At 52.7% G+C, this 17,454-nt stretch carries 16 protein-coding genes; 5 read left to right on the top strand and 11 right to left on the bottom strand.

The window, feature by feature from the left end; all coding sequences use genetic code 11:
• Window positions 1-305 precede the first annotated feature (305 nt).
• A complete protein-coding gene (locus J2I47_RS24735) occupies window positions 306-2,273 on the top strand; it encodes a glycoside hydrolase family 97 protein (protein ID WP_207367304.1) in 1,968 nt (655 codons plus the stop codon).
• Window positions 2,274-2,524: 251 nt separating this feature from the next.
• On the opposite strand, the gene J2I47_RS24730 is transcribed toward J2I47_RS24735, so the two are convergent.
• The 9 genes from J2I47_RS24730 to J2I47_RS24695 all read right to left on the bottom strand — a co-directional run bounded on the left by J2I47_RS24730 (window position 2,525) and on the right by J2I47_RS24695 (window position 10,062).
• Entirely contained in the window at window positions 2,525-2,767 is a 243-nt protein-coding gene (locus tag J2I47_RS24730; protein ID WP_229374928.1) for a HigA family addiction module antitoxin, read from the bottom strand.
• 6 nt (window positions 2,768-2,773) lie between these two features.
• The gene (locus J2I47_RS26925; RefSeq protein WP_207367303.1) at window positions 2,774-3,520 is read right to left on the bottom strand and encodes a TIR domain-containing protein; all 747 of its coding nucleotides are present in this window, start codon (window positions 3,518-3,520) and stop codon (window positions 2,774-2,776) included.
• A gap of 196 nt (window positions 3,521-3,716) precedes the next feature.
• Complete coding sequence (locus J2I47_RS24720; protein ID WP_207367302.1) at window positions 3,717-4,178, bottom strand: type II toxin-antitoxin system VapC family toxin; 462 nt, start codon at window positions 4,176-4,178, stop codon at window positions 3,717-3,719.
• Window positions 4,178-4,429 carry a hypothetical protein gene (locus J2I47_RS24715; RefSeq protein WP_207367361.1) on the bottom strand — a complete coding sequence of 84 codons (252 nt, stop codon included), beginning with the start codon at window positions 4,427-4,429 and terminating at the stop codon, window positions 4,178-4,180. Before J2I47_RS24715 ends, J2I47_RS24720 begins: the two co-directional genes overlap by 1 nt.
• A gap of 15 nt (window positions 4,430-4,444) precedes the next feature.
• Window positions 4,445-6,880 (bottom strand): 3-hydroxyacyl-CoA dehydrogenase/enoyl-CoA hydratase family protein, encoded by a 2,436-nt coding sequence (locus tag J2I47_RS24710; protein WP_207367301.1) that lies wholly within the window; start codon window positions 6,878-6,880, stop codon window positions 4,445-4,447.
• Between the two features lie 120 nt (window positions 6,881-7,000).
• The gene (locus J2I47_RS24705; protein WP_207367300.1) at window positions 7,001-7,585 is read right to left on the bottom strand and encodes a hypothetical protein; all 585 of its coding nucleotides are present in this window, start codon (window positions 7,583-7,585) and stop codon (window positions 7,001-7,003) included.
• A gap of 139 nt (window positions 7,586-7,724) precedes the next feature.
• Complete coding sequence (locus J2I47_RS24700) at window positions 7,725-8,195, bottom strand: MarR family winged helix-turn-helix transcriptional regulator (protein WP_207367299.1); 471 nt, start codon at window positions 8,193-8,195, stop codon at window positions 7,725-7,727.
• A gap of 217 nt (window positions 8,196-8,412) precedes the next feature.
• Window positions 8,413-8,541: a hypothetical protein gene (locus J2I47_RS26825; RefSeq protein ID WP_262899047.1), complete on the bottom strand. Its 129-nt coding sequence runs from the start codon at window positions 8,539-8,541 to the stop codon at window positions 8,413-8,415.
• A gap of 12 nt (window positions 8,542-8,553) precedes the next feature.
• Window positions 8,554-10,062: a type III PLP-dependent enzyme domain-containing protein gene (locus tag J2I47_RS24695; RefSeq protein ID WP_207367298.1), complete on the bottom strand. Its 1,509-nt coding sequence runs from the start codon at window positions 10,060-10,062 to the stop codon at window positions 8,554-8,556.
• A gap of 164 nt (window positions 10,063-10,226) precedes the next feature.
• Between J2I47_RS24695 and J2I47_RS24690 the strand changes: the two genes are divergently transcribed.
• The 3 genes from J2I47_RS24690 (at window position 10,227) to J2I47_RS24680 (ending at window position 13,082) form a co-directional block, all read left to right on the top strand.
• The gene (locus J2I47_RS24690; protein ID WP_310587743.1) at window positions 10,227-11,219 is read left to right on the top strand and encodes an FAD:protein FMN transferase; all 993 of its coding nucleotides are present in this window, start codon (window positions 10,227-10,229) and stop codon (window positions 11,217-11,219) included.
• Window positions 11,220-11,337: 118 nt separating this feature from the next.
• On the top strand, window positions 11,338-11,970 hold the full coding sequence (locus tag J2I47_RS24685) for an ABC transporter ATP-binding protein (protein ID WP_207367297.1): 633 nt from the start codon (window positions 11,338-11,340) through the stop codon (window positions 11,968-11,970).
• The gene (locus J2I47_RS24680; RefSeq protein WP_207367296.1) at window positions 11,967-13,082 is read left to right on the top strand and encodes a hypothetical protein; all 1,116 of its coding nucleotides are present in this window, start codon (window positions 11,967-11,969) and stop codon (window positions 13,080-13,082) included. The genes J2I47_RS24685 and J2I47_RS24680 overlap by 4 nt, the downstream gene beginning before the upstream one ends.
• Window positions 13,083-13,281: 199 nt before the next feature.
• Here the strand turns inward: J2I47_RS24680 and J2I47_RS24675 are convergent, their stop codons facing one another.
• On the bottom strand, window positions 13,282-15,063 hold the full coding sequence (locus tag J2I47_RS24675) for a M3 family oligoendopeptidase (protein WP_207367295.1): 1,782 nt from the start codon (window positions 15,061-15,063) through the stop codon (window positions 13,282-13,284).
• Between the two features lie 271 nt (window positions 15,064-15,334).
• On the opposite strand from J2I47_RS24675, the gene J2I47_RS24670 reads away from it, so the two are divergent.
• Window positions 15,335-16,867 (top strand): TonB-dependent receptor, encoded by a 1,533-nt coding sequence (locus J2I47_RS24670; protein ID WP_229374927.1) that lies wholly within the window; start codon window positions 15,335-15,337, stop codon window positions 16,865-16,867.
• Here J2I47_RS24670 and J2I47_RS24665 read toward each other — a convergent pair.
• The gene (locus tag J2I47_RS24665; protein WP_207367294.1) at window positions 16,815-17,378 is read right to left on the bottom strand and encodes a DUF308 domain-containing protein; all 564 of its coding nucleotides are present in this window, start codon (window positions 17,376-17,378) and stop codon (window positions 16,815-16,817) included. The two genes, J2I47_RS24670 and J2I47_RS24665, sit on opposite strands and share 53 nt — an antisense overlap.
• Between the last annotated feature and the right edge of the window lie 76 nt (window positions 17,379-17,454).

The raw sequence follows: 17,454 nt of genomic DNA, 5'->3' as shown, positions 1-17,454 counted from the left end.
GCTCAACCGCCTTGGTAAATCCACATCTGACCAGTTGCCCAAAGGCGGGAAAACTCATTTTACGGTGGTGATTAGTCCATCGATCATCCTATGGGATCAGCGTGAAAATCAGTCCCAGCGGCAGGCAATTGACCAGTACCCTTCCTGCCTTCACCGAACCCGACGCCACCGGCTACTCACTTTATTATGGTCTCGAAAAGGCGGGTAAGCATCGGTGAGTAGCATACAACGTACCTGTGTTTTTCGAAAAAGAGTGGCTACTTTACTCCTTACAGAAACCTCAGCTTAATTCATACGCTCAACGAATGCGTTCGCTTTATCTGTTTTTATTGCTCTCTGCGCCAACCTGGGCAGCCCCTCCCCGCCCAGCTACCCTTGCCTCGCCTAACGGGCAATTAACCCTGATGGTCGAAACAACCGACCGTATTCGGTTTAGCGTTAGCTACGCCGGGCAACCCCTCGTGGAACCATCGGCGATTTCGATGACCCTAGCAGATGGACGGCAGTTGGGCCGAAGGGCCGCACTACGCCGGAGTCAGGTGCGAACTGTGCGCGACAGTATTATTGCCCCCGTTGCCATCAAACGCCGCCTTGTGCGCGACCATTACAATGAACTGATACTTCAGTTTCGGGAGAAATTCGACCTCATCTTCCGCGTGTACGACGACGGCGTGGCGTACCGGTTCCGCACGGTCCTGCCCGATTCGATCACCATCCGCGATGAGGAGGCCCGTTTTACGCTGGCGAACAACCCGACGCTTTACTACCCGCCCGTACAGCCCCGCCGCGAAGCCGATCGATTCCACACATCGTTTGAAGAACTGTACCAGATTCGGCCACTCGATCAAGTGCCGGATAGTACGTTATGTTTCTCACCCGTATTGGCCGCTGCCGCCACCGGGCCGCGCGTAGTCATTACCGAATCGGATCTGCTCGACTACCCCGGCATGTTTCTCGCCCGCGATGGTACGGGGCTACGGGGCGTGTTCGCGCCCTACCCAATGGCCGAAAAAATGGTCGGCGGCGATTACCCACAGGCCGTCGTCACGCGTCGGGCTGATTACATTGCTCGTACAGCCGGGACGCGGACGTTTCCCTGGCGGGTACTGGTGATTGGGCAAGACCGCGACCTGCCCGCCTCCGACCTGGTCTATCGGCTGGCGACCCCCAACCGGCTTGGTGATGTATCCTGGGTACGTCCCGGCAAGTGCACCGATGAGTGGATCACCGACATTAACCTCTTCAACGTACCGTTCCGGGCGGGCGTCAACACAGCCACCTACAAGTTCTATGTCGACTTCGCCAAACGCTTCGGATTTGATCGTATCCTGCTCGACGCGGGCTGGTCGGACGTCAACGATTTGTTTAAGATCAAGCCGGAACTGAACGTACCGGAACTGATTGCCTACGCCCGTGAGAAAGGTGTTCGGCTCAGTTTCTGGACGTTGGCCGCGACGCTCGACCGGCAATTGGAACCGGCTCTGGCGCAATTTGAACGCTGGGGCGTCGATTTTATCATGACCGATTTCATGGACCGCGACGATCAGCCGATGGTGCGGTTTTATCAGCGTGTAGCCGAAGCCTGCGCCCGTCGCAAGATCATGATCATGTTTCACGGCGCGTTCAAACCGGCAGGTTTCGACCGCACATACCCCAACGCCATCACCCGCGAAGGGGTACTGGGGTCGGAATACAACGCCTGGAGCCGCAAAGCCACGCCCGAACACGACCTTCTGTTGCCCTTTATCCGCATGGTGGCCGGGCCAATGGACTACGAGCCGGGCCTGTTAGAAAACGCTACGGCGAAACAGTTTCAGCCCATTCCGGGCAAGGTGATGTCGCAGGGGACGCGGGGGCACCAACTGGCGATGTTCGTGGTCTACGACAGTCCGATACAGATTTTTTCGGGCAACCCATCGCAGGCCATGCTCGAACCCGCATTCATGGAATTTCTGGGCCAACTACCCACCACCTATGACGAAACGCGTATCCTCGCTGCTAAACTCGGCGATTACCTCATAACGGCCCGCCGCAACAGCGACACCTGGTACGTAGGTGGTCTCAACGACTGGACCGCCCGCGACTTGTCTCTCCGGCTCGACTTCCTCGGTCCCGGTACATACACGCTCACCACCTGCACCGACGGACCTAACGCCGATCGGAACCCCGTCGATTACCAACTCACCACCCGTTCTATCAGCCGCACCGACACAATTCCCGTTCATCTGGCACCGGGCGGTGGCTTTGTGCTGAGGATTGAACGGAAGCGGTAGATGAAAAGCTTATTTAAGAGTGATGGTTGCCTTTTGAGCAAGCTGTTCAGGCATGATGTTACTCTCTTCGTTCGTCCTGATCGAAGAAACAAAAAAAGGCCATTCCTGCCCAGGAATGGCCTTTTTTTAAACCTATGAGGTTTCCAAAATCATACAGATTTATTGATTTAGCTCTGTTAACGCCGTGCACTTGCGGTTTCATGCTGCGGTTGCCAGAGGGGCGCAACCACTGGAATAGGCTTTTGCTGTGCCTACCAGAGATCGTACTGCAGTTGTAGATTCAGCCACAACTGCGGTGTCGTTGTCGGGAACGCCTGCGCCAGCAGCAACGCCATCGGCGCGCTAATGCCCGCATGACCATTGATGATCTGCGATAGAGTCTTGCGGCTAATTCCCAACGCGCCCGCCGCCTGCGTGACAGTTAAGTCTGCACCATCTAAATAAAGCCCCTTTAAGATCTTGCCAAGATGAGAAGGGCTGTGCATGGATGCCATATTAAACTACCTATTTGGTAAAATGACTTTCAACTCTCTTGCAATTGCGCCTTCTGCTGCTTCTGCCGTGTCTTTTGGAAAAGAAATATATACAAGACCTTGAATATTACTTGGGATATTTACTCCGCTTTCATGTAGTAGAACTACATTACCAAGACCATATTTACCTTGAAAGAAACCAATTTCGTGCATAACATTCTCACGTGCTTTTACTGTACCATCTGCGTCAATGTCATCACCCGTCATTACGATAACAGCGATGCTACATTTGTTAGACTCTTCATCAAGCTTCTGAAGAACTGTCCGCCCCTGATTGGCCTCTTGTGCCAATTCTAAAGTTGGAATATCCATTGTACGTTCTAAAAACGTTTGAATCTTGTACCATTCTTTGCTTCTACCATGAGTGATGAATATGCGTTTAGGTTTGGATAATTCCATCTGCTTTTCTCCAATTCGAACATGTGAGTTAACATCTAATATATATCCCAAGCTTGCCACAAATGGAATTAGATTATTTGTGTAACAAACATCGTCTCCATTATAATCTTTCTGACTAGCGGGAATACTAACGAGCGGAATGTCACTAAATAAACCACTGTTCAATTGTTTTAACTCTGATATAACAGATTTGTACATGTCAAGTTGTGGCCAGATCTCACTCCACCTAAAACTCGTTCTTGACGATGCGACGAACGACTCAAAAGTCGCTTTCAAAGCAGCAGTTTTTGCTAATGCTATTGATTCTTTATCCACAAGTATTTTTGCACATTTAAAAATAATCCAAAGAAGATCACTTATAACTTTAGTAATCTTCTTTGCAAGAAATGCAAAATTCTAATTTTTCAACGGCTTACCGCCCTGTAATAGACTTTGGATGCGCTCCAGGTTTTTTTCTCGCCAGTGAGGGAGAGGAAGGCTTCGCACTCCAGGTCGAGGAAGTATTTCGAGTTCACCACACAACCCGCAAACCCCTGTCTGCATAATAAGGGAAAAGTGTATCTGGAGAAACAACGGGCAAATTCATCGCCAAGCCATGAGCGATGATCATGCGGTCGAAAGGGTCTTTGTGCAACTCCTGCTTCACACCCGTGGTGACCACTTCGTTGATTGTCCGTTGCCAGGGTTTGCTGATAACCTGATAATCGAAGGTGGCCAGGTAGCGAAGCGCAGACCATTGTATGTCTAGCAAGGTAAGTCCCAGGGTCTGCAACGCTCCTTGGTAGGCACTGTCAAAATCAGCATTCAGGACGATTAGACCTTCACGAACATGATTGGCTAATTCCCATATGCTTATTACACTTACGTAAACTGTATCAGCTTGCTCAATTCGCTCACGAGCAGTAGCTGACAGAGCCTTCTGGTTGCGGGTCAAATAATCGAATACGATAGTGTCGAGGATAATTTCGTCCATCAGAAGCTAAAATTTCCTTCTCCTGTATGGATATCCTTATCCCAGATATTATCAGGACTTTTACCGAAAAGCGACCTCAGCGAGCTGTTATCTAGATTCCGCTTTTTTTTGCGTTTATCTGACTTATCCAACTCACGCGTGGCTAGTGGTTTTGTCGTTTTCATAAATAGATCAGCTATACCGTCTTGTGTTCTCTCAACAAATCTATCCAGGAAAAAGAGACCTCCCGTTGCGGGAAGGTCTCTTTTCAAAATCTTGTAGGTTTTCTAATTCCGTAACGGCTTGCCGCCCTGCAAGAGACTCTGGATGCGCTCCAGGGTTTTCTTCTCGCCGGTGAGGGAGAGGAAAGCTTCGCGCTCCAGGTCGAGGAGGTATTTTTCGGTCACGGTTTGTGGACTGCTGAGGTCGCCGCCGCAAATGACGTAGGCTAGCTTGTCGGCGATTTTCAGGTCGTGGTCGGAGATGAAGCGGCCCATTTTCATGGCTGTGATACCCGCTTTGAACAAGGCAATGCCCGTTTTGCCCTGCACCTTAATGTCGGTGCGGGGTTTGGGTTGGGTGTAGCCATTTTCGGCCAGTTCGATAGCCACCTGCTTGGCTTCGGCGATTTGGCGGCTGCGGTTTAGCACAATCTGCGCCGAGGGCAGCAGGTAGTTCATCTCGCGGGCCTCCTGCGCCGAAGTCGACACTTTCGCTGTAGCGATGTTCATAAACGCGCTTTGCAGAATGTTCAGCTCTGGATCACCGGTTTGGTAGAGGTCCGAGCAGCGGGCGGCCATTTCTTTGGTGCCACCACCCGCGGGAATCAGGCCCACGCCTACTTCCACCAAGCCCATGTACGTCTCCGAATGTGCTACCACGCGGTCGCAGTGAAGGTTTATTTCGCAACCACCACCCAAGGCCAGCGAGTGCGGTGCACCCACTACGGGTATCGACGAATAACGCGTCCGCATCATGGTTTGCTGGAATTGCGCAATCATCAGGTTGATTTCGTCATATTCCTGCTCCAGGGCAAACATAAACAACGTTGCCAAATTGGCCCCCGCCGAGAATGCCTCGGTGGAATCGTTACCGATCACCAAACCACGGAAGTCCTTCTCAGCCAATGAGATAGCCTTATTCACACCCTCAATCACTTCGGCGCCGAAGGTGTTCATCTTCGACCGGAATTCGAGGTTGATAATGCCGTCGCCAAGGTCGTAGATAGCCGAACCGGCATTTTTCCAGATGATGTTGTCGCTCAGGCTTTCGAGGATAATAAACGACTCGGTGCCCGGAATAGTCTTATAGGTTTTCGACGGGATGTCGTAATACTGCTTTTTGCCTTTCTCGGTTCTATAAAAGCTCGTAGCTCCACTGGCCGCCATGTCGTAAACCCACTGGGCAGGTTTACGGTCCAGCTTTTCCATCATGTCTATACCCTGCGGCACGCCAATGGCATCCCAGGTTTCGAACAGGCCCATCTGCCAGCCAAAGCCTGCTTTGATCGCCTCGTCGATTTTGTACAGTTCGTCGGCTACTTCGGGAATGCGGTTGGTAGCGTACTGGAAAGCGTCGGCGAAGGTACGGCGGTAGAATTCACCGGCCTTATCCGTGCCAGCCAGCAGCACCGAAAACCGCTTGCGCAGGCTGTCGATGGCCTTGGTGCTTTCCAGCGTGGCAAATTTTACTTTCTGCGACGGCTCGTACTCAAACGTTTTCAGGTTCAGGGCCAGGATCGCCGTTTTGCCCTTCTCATCTTTCGTTTTTTTGTAAAAACCCTGCCCCGTCTTATCGCCAAGCCACTTGTTATCATACAGTTTCTGCATGGTCGAAGGCAGTTCAAACGCCGCCCGCGACTCGTCATGTGCCACCTTCACCAGGTTGCCTGCCACATTAACGGTCGTATCCAGACCCACTACATCCGACAGCCGGAACGTACCTGACTTTGGCCGACCAACCACCGGGCCGGTCAACTTATCTACTTCTTCTACCGTCAGGCCCATCTCTTCGGCCACGCGGATGGTCTGCACCATAGCAAAGATGCCGAGGCGGTTGGCAATGAAGCCGGGGGTGTCTTTGCAGAGTACGGTGGTTTTGCCCAAATACAGATCGCCATAATGCATCAGGAAGTCGATGATCGCAGGATCGGTGTCGGGACCGGGAATGATCTCAAGCAGGCGCAGGTAGCGGGGGGGATTGAAGAAGTGAGTCCCACAAAAATTTCGGCGGAAATCGTCGCTACGGCCTTCCACCAGCAAATGCATCGGAATGCCCGACGTGTTGCTGGTAATGAGGGTGCCGGGCTTCCGGAACTGCTCAACACGCTCATACAGCGACTGTTTGATGTCGAGCCGCTCCACGATGACTTCAATCACCCAGTCGTAACTGGCGATGTCTTTGAGGTTATCGTCGAAGTTGCCCAGCTTCACGCGGTCGGCAAATTTGGGGCTGTAGAGGGACGCTGGCGACGCTTTAAGCATAGTCTGCCAGGCATCGTTCACCATCCGGTTGCGCACAGCGGGGTGATTGGTCGTGAGGCCTTTGGCCGCTTCGGCAGCATTTGGTTCGCGCGGAACCATGTCCAGCAGCAATACGTCGACGCCGATGTTGGCAAAGTGCGCCGCGATGCGCGACCCCATAATGCCTGATCCCAGCACGGCTACGCGCCGGATGCTGCGGTTCTTTAGTTGTGTCTTGGGTTTTTCGAGAGTGGCTTCCATGAGATTAATTTTTTGACAGGATTATCAGGATGTCAAGATTGACAGGGTTTCCTTTTTGCTTCCGATCAAATGGGTGGAGAAAGGGAAATCCTGTTCATCCTGAAATCCTGTCAGAATCCTTTATCCGCGTTCAATTAATTTAGTTAGTTCATCAATATCGCCAAGGTCTTTTGGGCGACCAACGGCCTTTTTTTCGGTAATTAAATCGTTCAGGTTGAGTACTTTAAAGGGAACATCGTTAAACATGGCCTGGCGGGCGCGGGCATAGCAGGCATCAAATGCCTCATCGGCGAACGCTTTCAGCGAATGTCCCATATCCAGCGTAAAGCCTCCTTTGCCCACCGATACAGTAGACCAGTCGAAGAGTAAGGGTACATTCAACAACAACTCAGCTCCAGCCACCTCGTTTTCGGCCAATGCCTGCACTAAATGGGCTTTGTTTTCATCACCCACCCGAATCCATAAATCAAGGTCTTCGGTAGTGCGGATATAGCCGTGAACAATGTTAGCCATGCCACCTACCAGCAAGTACTGCACACCATGCGCGTTTAAACTCCGAAACAGGGTTTGTACGTCCTCCTGCGAAATGTCCATGGCTTTGGGTGGGTTGGCCGCGTTCCCCCGGTAAAACGCACCCGCCACCTGCATCAGACCCACGAATCGGTCGAGCATAGGTTGGGCGGGAATAACGGGGGTAGGTTGCATGGTTTAGGGGAAGTTACAAGTCTAAGGTTTAACGTCTAAACGGTCCGCCGTCGCGGTTGCTTTGCGCTTTACCCGGTTGAGCGCGAAGCAACCGCGACGGCGGACCGTTTAGACGTTAAACCTTAGACTTGTAATTCTTTTAAAGTACATCCTCAACAGGCGAGTTGGTCGCTTTGATTTTGGCGTTTTCGTCTTCCACGATGAGGTTAATCTCCTTGATCACGTCGAAAAAGACGACCAGCTTTTCGAGGGGTATACGCTCGCGGATCATCTTGTTGAACTCAATGACGCCTTCACGGGCCATTTCGCGCTTGGCGCGGCCTTCGTCGGTGAGGTAGATACGCACAAACCGTTTGTCGGCTTCGTCGGTTTCGCGGCGAATCAGGCCCCGCTCTTCCAGTGTTTTCAGCATCCTGACCAGGCTGCGCGGCTCCATACCCAGCAATGGGCCAATCTTGGTAGCGGGCGTGCCCTGTTCGGCATCGATGTTGAGCAGCACATAGCCAGTCGCCATGGTCAGATCAAACCGGCCTGCGTAGGCGTTGTACATCCGGGAGATGGCGTGCCAGCCCCATTTGATGTGGAAATCGACGGTTTTCTCTTTCTTCATCGGCCATAGGACACTGACAATCACTGCCAGCGCTTATTGCAAAAATACGCCTTTTTCAGAAATAGTATGCATGCATACTGATTTGCAGCGTGGGCAAGTCGTCTCTGTCTGAGGTTTACGCTAAAAAAGGGCATTTGATGAATAGCTGGATCATGAGGTAGATCCACTAGTCATCAAATGCCCTTCCGGGACTTACCAGCCTAAACCATGACGGGTATTAAGCTACCCTGGTCACGGCTGGTTTTGCCTGCTTAACCGAGCCATAGGCGGGACATATGCTCTTGCGTGAACAAGAACCAAGGGTGAGCAACAGGGCCGCACCAGCCAGAATCGTGAGTTTTTTCATGTTGTTGTAAGCTTATATCTCTTCTTTAACTAACTCGCTTTCAGGCTGTAATACTGACTCCTCTGTTCCTTCGGCCTCACCCGCGGCTTGGGCAGCGCCCAGTTCGGTAGGCTGCGGACCATCGGCGGGGTTATAACCCAAGATCTTCAGCATCGTTTCGCTGTGCTGCTCGGGGGCAAACAACCGCGTCCGCAAATTACCTTCTTCGTCCTTATCCACAATCACGTGCTGCGGGGCCGGAATAAGGCAGTGCTGAATGCCACCATACCCACCCAGTGATTCCTGATAAGCACCCGTGTGGAACAGGCCAACGTACTGATCTTCAGCTTCCTGATCAAAAATAGGCAGGTACAGGTCGGCTGAATGTACTTCGGTATTATAAAAATCGTGCGAGTCGCAGGTGAGGCCGCCGAGGTTTACTTTCTGGTATGGATTGTCCCAGTTGTTTACCGACAGCATGATGTATTTCTGCCCCAGCCCCCACGAATCGGGCAATTGCGTAATGAACGAACCGTCGATCATGTACCATAACTCCTTGTCGTTCTGAAGCTTCTGGTCAATCACTTTGTATATAACGGCTCCACTTTCCCCTACCGTATACGAGCCGAACTCGGTGAAGATATGCGGCACGGGCACATTGCTCTTGTTGCAGATCCACTGAATCGACTCCACGATCTGGTCAATCATGGCTTGGTAATCATACGAAAACTGGAACGACGTCTGAATAGGCAATCCGCCACCAATATCGATGCTGTCAAGGTCGGGGCAGATCTTTTGCAGTTCGCAGTATTTGTACATAAACCGGCTCAGCTCACTCCAGTAGTAGGCGCTGTCTTTGATGCCGGTGTTAATGAAAAAGTGCAGCATTTTCAGCTTGAACTTGCTGCTGTGCTGAATTTTGCTCCGGTACAACTCATTTATGTCGCTGTAGCGAATACCCAGACGGGAGGTATAGAAGGCAAAATTCGGCTCTTCGTCCGTAGCAATCCGAATGCCAAGGTTTACGGTGTCGGCAGTTACCTGGTCTTCGTAGGCCTCAATTTCTTTGAGGTTATCCAGCACCGGAACCACGTTGAACCCCTCGTTGATCAACTCGCTGATATACTGGGTGTAGAGCGGCCGTTTGTAGCCATTACAGATCAGATACGTGCTCTTGCTCACCTTGCCTGTGCGGTACAATTCCCGGATAATGGGAATATCAAATGCCGACGACGTTTCGAGGTGGATGTTATTCTTGAGGGCTTCTTCCAGCACAAACCGGAAGTGCGACGACTTCGTACAGTAGCAGTAGGTGTAGTTGCCTTTGTAATTGTAGCGCTTCATCGCGTTCTTAAACAGCGACTTGGCCTGAACGATGTGCTCCGAAATTTTGGGCAGGTACGTTAGTTTGAGAGGGGTGCCATACTGCCGGACGATGTCCATTAGCGGGACGTTATTGAACAACAGGTTGTTGTTCTCGACGTTGAACTCCAGGGTTGGAAACTCAAACGTCTGGTCAATAAGGTCGTAATACGTCTTCATCCTCGCTAAAAGCGCATAGAAATTGAGTTGTGGTTAGTCAAGATAGGTCGCTAAAACGGGTTAAACTGTGGTGTCAATCAGGTTCAGCCCACTCGCACGATAGACAACGAAATCGGGGGGGCTTTGATTCTTTGCGGGGCGGTTTTTTGAAAAAATGGTGTTCTGTGGCTCTGTGGCTATTTGTGCTTCTTTCTGCAAAAGCCAACTCGCCGGCTTTCAGGCCACACGAATCATGCCGACTGTCTGCTGATTCGCTAAGCCGCTATACGTTCCGGCGGGGGCTAATGGGTACCCAGTTTACCGTAATTCTCTACGCTGATGATTCGATAGCCGCCCAACGCGCCTATGCCGCCGTCTCGGCCCGGATGGACACGCTCAATCAGACCATGAGTGATTACCTGGATGGCTCAGAGATCAACCGGCTGTCGGAAACAGGGGGACAAAACCGCTGGGTACACGTCTCGCCGACACTGTTTGATGTACTGGCGAAGGCCATTACCATTGCCCGACAAACAGGTGGCCGCTATGACCCCACCATTGGCCCGCTGGCGCAGCTCTGGCGTCGGGCGGTGCGGCAACGGCAATTTCCAGTGGCTCGCGAACGGCGCAGGGCACGGCGGGCAGTGTCGTGGCAGTATGTACAGTTCGATTCCACAACTCAGGCTGTTTTGCTAAAAAAACCCGGTATGCGGCTCGATTTGGGCGGTATTGGGCAGGGTTACGCTATCGACGAAGCGCAGAAGGTTTTGCACGAGCGGGGTATCCGCAGCTTCCTGCTCGACCTCGGCGGCGACATTCTGGCGGGAGATTCACCACCGAATCAAGCCTCTGGCTGGCGGATCGGTATGACTTCTGGTAGGGCGCAGAGCCAGGTTACTTCATACAAAGACACGGCGGCTGTCTGGCTTAAGAATGCCGCCATCACCACCTCCGGCGATCTGGAACGGCACCTCGACATCAATGGGCAGCGATACTCGCACATTATGAACCCACGGTCGGGTCTGGGGTTGCGGCATTTTGTGCAGGTCACGGTGCTGGCTCCCACCGGCACCTACGCCGATGCGCTGACGAAGGCGTTTAGCGTGGCCAAGCCGTTTCACAGAAAGCGATTACAACGCCGCTTTCCACAGATGCGGGTGTGGATTGTGGAAAAGTGATGGACGGTTTTTATAGACCGCTGATTCGTATGATTTTTATGATTTAAACGGATGCAGACTTTTATGAGAACATCCGTTTAAATCATAAAAACCATACGAATCAGCGGTCTATAAAGCGTTGCTAACCCTCCACAGTTTCCAGAAATCATACGGCGACCGGCCTATTCTAACCATTCCAGACTGGCAGTTGCCGCCGGGAATTCACTGGCTGAAAGGACCAAACGGCGCGGGGAAAACCACACTCTTTCGCTCTATTGCGGGTTTGCTACCCCACGAAGGAACCAGTCAGCTGAACGGCCTCGACAGTCGGCGCGATGCGGTGGCCTATCGGCTGCGAATCAACTACGCTGAGGCCGAACCCACGTTTCCGCCCTTGCTAACGGCCCATGAAATTATACGCTGGGTAGCCGATGCCAAACAAGCTCCCGCCCGTCAGGCCGATGAGCTTATTGCCACTTTCGACATTGCCTCGTATATGCATACGCCCGTAAGTACGTATTCGAGCGGGATGCTGAAGAAGACATCGCTGATTGTCGCGTTTTTGGGTAAGCCCGACCTGATTTTGCTGGATGAGCCCCTCGTTACGCTTGATGTAACTGCCACCCAAACTGTAGCGCGCCTCATCGAATCGACTCATAGACAAAGCGTTAGCTTTCTGTTGTCGTCTCACCAGGCGATGGAAACGGCGCAGTTGCCTATTGATTCGGTATGGGAGATTTGGGGGGGTAGGCTGAGTTCACTTTCTGCATGAGAACCATACTCTCCAAAACCGTCATCATACACTACTACCGGGCCAATGCGGGATTGCTGACGTTGGTGGCGGTGATGGCTGGAAGTTTCATGCGGGCACAGGAGCACATTGCCCTAGCCACCTACGCAGTGCATTCGGGCGTGATGCTGCTGGGCTACGTTGGCATCTGGGCAGTCTATACGGCCTTTGCAGTGCGGTATGCCTGCGGCGTTTTTCGGACATACGACCTGCTGCAACACCTCCGGCTGTTTCCGGCCCCGAAACGATGGTGGGGGCTCGTGCAGATGCAGGCAGCGTTGGCTTTACCGATAATAGGCTACGCTCTTTTCGTGGTGAAAACGGCAATCAACGAAGGGCAATTCTGGGCTATATACACAATTTTTTTCGCCGTTATTTTATTGTTAGTCAGTCCTTTACCTGCCTACGAGTATATATTGCGGCATCCAAATCCGGTGGGTTGGCTGGCGGGGTGGGGCAGTGCACTTCGGCGGAAATTCACTACACCCTACAGCTTATTTTTTGTACGCTATCTGCTTCAGCAACAACCGTTTCTGGCAGCAAGCACCAAATTTGGCACCTGCCTGGCATGGGTCGCCCTATTCCGGCTGTATGCTACTGACCATGCTCATATCAACTTCCTCCGTACCCCTGACTACGACGTGCGCCTGCTGGGACTAGCCGCACTGATCGTCGGCCTCACCCATGCCTCCATCATCTACGCACAGTACCAGTTTGAGCACCAATACCTGTCGCTGTACCGTAACATGCCCATCTCGACACGGCAACGCTGGTTTAGATACATTGGTCAGTTTGCGCTGTTGCTCCTCCCCGAATTTCTGCTGATGCTGCGCGAATGGCCTGTCGACCAACCGGTTTGGGCCGTGTTAAGCGTCTGGATTTTTGCCATCAGCCTGCTTTGCCTGCAACATGGACTGCTCCTGCGCGCGCACCGCCCGATAAGAGAGACCATGACGTACCTCTATATATTGCTGATCGTCTACTTCCTGCTTGTGATGTTCCGGGTGCCGGTCTGGCTCATTGGTGGGGCAACGCTGGGGGTTTCGGCGTGGTTGTTTGGCCGGTATTATTGGCGGTCGGTTTGGGAAGAGTGAGTTTTCTGTTGGTTGGCTTCGCGTGCGGCTCACCTCACCCCCAGCCCCTCTCCTTGTTTAAGGAGAGGGGAGACGAGTTGGGAAGCTATATCTTGGAAGACCAGCCTTACAAACAGCTACATTTCGGTAAGGCTCCCCTCTCCATGTTTAAGGAGAGGGGCCGGGGGTGAGGTGAGCCGCACGCGAAGCCAACACGCCCCTATGCCAACCTATCAATCTCCTCCTGCACAAATGTCATTAGCGTGCCGATGTATTCTTTCGAGAAATCGAATGGGACACGGGCGGCGGCGTAGATATCGCGGATGGGCGCTTTGTAGCCTAGCTTGAGCGCATCTTTGTAGCCCTGAAGGCCCATTTCGGGGTTTTCGCGGTAGTTGCGCCACACGCCAATAGCGCCTAATTGGGCAATGCCGTATTCAATGTAGTAGAACGGCACTTCATACAGGTGCAACTGCTTTTGCCAAACGTATTCCTTCAAATGGTCCAGCCCGCTCCAGTCCGTTACGGTATCGCTGAACTCGTCAAAAATGCGAACCCAGTTGGCGCGGCGTTCGGCAAGGGTGTGGCGCGGGTGCTCATATACCCAATGCTGAAACTTGTCGACGGTGGCTACCCACGGGAGCATCACAATGATGGATTCGAGGTGTTGCTGTTTGGCGCGGCGTAGTTCGTCAGCGGCCTGTTCGGGAGTCCGGTGTTCGTTGGCCTCAAAAAAAACGTCCCAGTGGTCCATAGAAAGCAATTCCATAGCCATCGATGCCAGTTCGGCCACTTCCATGGGCGGATTACGGAAATCTTTCAGGGGCAGTTCGCGCGTCAGGAAGGAATGCACGGCATGGCCCCCTTCATGCACAATCGTAACCAGATCGCGCAGGCTGGAGGTGGCGTTCATAAAAATAAACGGCACGCCGATCTCCTCCAGCGGATAGTTATAGCCCCCCGGTGCCTTGCCCTTCCGCGACTCCAGGTCGAGGTGGCCCATGCGACGCATCACGCGCAGGTAGCCACCCAGTTCACCGCTGGTATCGAGCCGGTCGAAGCAATGTATTGTCTTTTCGATCAGTTCCTTGCCCGTTTTAAACGGTACCAATGGCGGTTGCCCGTCGGGGTCAACTTTGTGATCCCAGGGGCGCAACGTCGCAATAGACGGGTCGTTCTGGACCAATTTTCGTTGTCGGTCGGCCATTTGTCGGTTCATCAGCGGCACCACGGTTTCGGCCACGGCAGCATGGAAGGTGAAACAGTCGGCGGGGGTGTAATCGAACCGGCCGAGAGCAGCAAAGGCGTAGTCACGGTAATTGGCGAAGCCGGCGTTTAGGGCTACCTGATGCCGTAGTGTCACCAGCCGGGTAAAGAGCGCGTCGAGGGTTTCATGGTCAGCAAAACGGCGATTTTGGATCAGAAACCAGGCCTCTTCCCGCACAGCCCGGTTGGTCGACTGGAGCCGGTCCGAGGCCTTTTGCAGGGTCACTTCTTCACGCATGCCGTCGGTGTCTATCATCACCGTCATGGCACCTACCGTAGCGGCGTATTGCCGCTCTTCGGTCTGCAATTCGGTCTGAAGCGGGATGTTTTCGGGCCGGAAAATGGCATTTGCCTGCCGCATACCACGAACCATGACAGCGTATTCGGGAGCCGTCAATTCGGCCAAAAACGGACTCTGAAGCGCTTTTTTGTCTAGTTCATCACCCAGTTCACTCATCTGAGGCTGGATGTGTTCAATGAAAAAATTGAGTTGCTCCGTCAGCTTTGCATCAGCCGTGTCGCAGGTCATGCGGATGTAGCGCCAGGCAAAATTTTCCGATAAATACGATTCCAGTTCGCTGCGGTTTGCGAACCACCGCCGAAGGTCATCGGCACTATTGATGGGTCGGTTAAGGAGGTCGTCGTAAAAGGGCCGCACTTCATCCCAGGTTGTAAGGGTATATGTTTCGGGTAAAAAATGCCGCGCCGGGCGCGTCAAAATCAGTTCGGGTTGCATGAAAGGGATCGTTTTTCGGAAAGCGAAGTCACTGCCTAATGTACAAATAGGCGGCGGTTTTGTTTATAGAGTACAAGGCAGCAAGTGAACGGTAAGAGCAGAGAGTCAAGAAACAAGAAGCATGAGGTTTTACGTTTAGAGAACGGAGAGAATGGCCTGATTTTTATGGTTTGAAGGTTAGGGTTTGCTAACTGGCAACCGCGTTTCGGGCCAGTGTAACTGCATTCTTTACCCATACGTTGTAACTTTGGTAGGGAACTTCCATCAACACATGTACGAGAAAAATATAGGCACTAAACAGAAAGCCCTGCGGCTCAACCTCGACCGTCGGATTTACGGGTCGTTTGCCGAAATCGGGGCAGGGCAGGAAACCGCCGCCGTTTTTTTCAAAGCTGGCGGGTCGTCGGGCACGGTAGCCAAAACCATGTCGGCCTATGACATGACCTTTAGCGACGCCATCTACGGCACCGAAGAAAGTGGCCGCTACGTGGTCGAGTCCCGGCTGATGAAAATGCTGAACAAGGAGTACAGCCTGCTCGAAAAACGCCTATCTGAGAAGCGTGGGGCCGATACTACCTTCTTTGCCTTTGCCAATACGGTTGTTGCGCTCAATTACCAGAAAACCAATGAGGGCCACGGCTGGCTGGGATGTCGGTTTCAGAGTGAACCTCTCAGCCCGCCCAACGACGTGGTCATTCACGTACGGTTGCTGGACAACGAGAACGTCCTGCAGCAACAAACACTGGGCGTCATTGGCGTGAACCTGATCTACGGCTGTTTCTATTATGCCAAATCACCCGAAACGCTGGTACTGTCGCTCATGGACGACCTTTCGCCGGAGCGAATTCAGATTGACACCCTGCGTTGTGAGGGCCCTGCGTTTGAGGGCGTCGACAACCGGCTGATGAGTCTGTACCTAGTTAAAAACGGTTTTACCGATGCGGCCCTTTTCGGTCCCGACGGGCGCGTTCTACAGCCTCAGGAGGCCCTTTATAAGAAAAACATCGTGGTTATGCGGGGACGTCTGCGCCCTGTCACTAATGTGCAGCTCGACATGATTGATAACGGGCTAAAGCAGTTTCGCGAAGAGCCCGACGTTGACCCGAACCGTGTGCTGTTGCTCTCGGAACTGACCTTGCACAACCTGAAAGCCAATGAACAGGGTATCGATGAGAAAGACTTTCTGGACCGGGTCGATATTCTGTGCGGGCTGGGACAGACGGTAATGATTTCCAATTACCACGAGTATTACCGGCTGGTGGCGTACCTCTCGCGGCTAACCCGCCTGAAAATTGGCCTCATCATGGGTATTCCCAACCTGGAATACATCTTCGACGAGGCCCATTATCACTACCTGGCGGGTGGTATTCTGGAATCCTTTGCGGCTCTGTTTAGCCGCAAGGTGAAGCTGTTTATTTACCCCACGCTTCGCAATGGGCATATTCATACCTGCGATCAGCTCGAACTGCCACCCACGCTGGAACCCCTGTTTCAGTATCTGATTCGCAATGACAAGCTGGAAGACATCACCGACTATAACGAGCAAAACCTGCACATTTCAACTGACCGCGTGCTGGAAATGATTCAGGCGGGCGAAGACGGCTGGGAAAGCATGGTACCCGCACCGGTGGTGAAGCAGATTAAAGACAACTGCCTGTTTGGCTACCCTTGCGAGATAGAATACACCCCACTTAGTCAGCAGATCAAACAGGCGGTGGCTCAGGGTACTATGGACGACGGGGGGAATGTGCTCAACGGGCTACCGATACCGGCTTCTGCGCAGACCGCCGCGCCAGCACAATAACGAGTATGCCCAGTCCAATTGGGAAGAAACCCATAAGACCCATCGAATCAATCAGACCGTTGGGGCGGAGCAAAATATCAAAAGCCAGGTAACCGGCCAGGGCTACGTTGAGAAAGTGGATAGCCTTGGTCACCAGCGATGAGCCACCCGACATGAGGGCAACGTACATGGCCTGCACCGATTGCAGAAAGGCATACATAACAGCCCAGAAACCAAGCATGTCGAGAAAACTCTTGAGCCCATTGCTGGCTACAACCATAAACGTGATGCCAAAGGCAATGTCAGACAGGCCGTGCAGGATGCTCCAGATGTTGTTGGAATCTTGCTGACGGTTAAGCAGTCCGTAGCTTAGGCCCGCGCTGCCCGCCAGCAGGGTAATCACGCCCAGCACACGACCGGTACCGGGAGCGAACGTATTGGCGTAGACAAACATGGCAGCGCCCAGCAGAATATAGAAAGTACCGCGGGCCAGTAACAGCCACGGAAAGCGCGGTTGTGGTTGGTTATTCATTCGTTTATTGCGTTGAGTTGTGGTAAAGAAACCGCTTGCTGCCTACTTTGTTTTTCAGCCTGATGCTAGGCACGGC

Origin of the sequence: Fibrella rubiginis (assembly GCF_017353185.1) — a bacterium.
Lineage (GTDB): Bacteria > Bacteroidota > Bacteroidia > Cytophagales > Spirosomataceae > Fibrella > Fibrella rubiginis.
The sequence above is the reverse complement of the archived record's forward strand: the minus strand, read 5'-3'. Positions and strand labels throughout refer to the sequence as shown.

Bases quoted from the DNA above. Each gene is read 5' to 3' on its own strand.
- J2I47_RS24735 (WP_207367304.1), top strand. From the start codon at position 306: ATGCGTTCGCTTTATCTGTTTTTATTGCTCTCTGCGCCAACCTGGGCA.
- J2I47_RS24730 (WP_229374928.1), bottom strand. From the start codon at position 2,767: ATGGCATCCATGCACAGCCCTTCTCATCTTGGCAAGATCTTAAAGGGG.
- J2I47_RS24720 (WP_207367302.1), bottom strand. From the start codon at position 4,178: ATGGACGAAATTATCCTCGACACTATCGTATTCGATTATTTGACCCGC.
- J2I47_RS24710 (WP_207367301.1), bottom strand. From the start codon at position 6,880: ATGGAAGCCACTCTCGAAAAACCCAAGACACAACTAAAGAACCGCAGC.
- J2I47_RS24705 (WP_207367300.1), bottom strand. From the start codon at position 7,585: ATGCAACCTACCCCCGTTATTCCCGCCCAACCTATGCTCGACCGATTC.
- J2I47_RS24700 (WP_207367299.1), bottom strand. From the start codon at position 8,195: ATGAAGAAAGAGAAAACCGTCGATTTCCACATCAAATGGGGCTGGCAC.
- J2I47_RS26825 (WP_262899047.1), bottom strand. From the start codon at position 8,541: ATGAAAAAACTCACGATTCTGGCTGGTGCGGCCCTGTTGCTCACCCTT.
- J2I47_RS24695 (WP_207367298.1), bottom strand. From the start codon at position 10,062: ATGAAGACGTATTACGACCTTATTGACCAGACGTTTGAGTTTCCAACC.
- J2I47_RS24680 (WP_207367296.1), top strand. From the start codon at position 11,967: ATGAGAACCATACTCTCCAAAACCGTCATCATACACTACTACCGGGCC.
- J2I47_RS24675 (WP_207367295.1), bottom strand. From the start codon at position 15,063: ATGCAACCCGAACTGATTTTGACGCGCCCGGCGCGGCATTTTTTACCC.
- J2I47_RS24670 (WP_229374927.1), top strand. From the start codon at position 15,335: ATGTACGAGAAAAATATAGGCACTAAACAGAAAGCCCTGCGGCTCAAC.
- J2I47_RS24665 (WP_207367294.1), bottom strand. From the start codon at position 17,378: ATGAATAACCAACCACAACCGCGCTTTCCGTGGCTGTTACTGGCCCGC.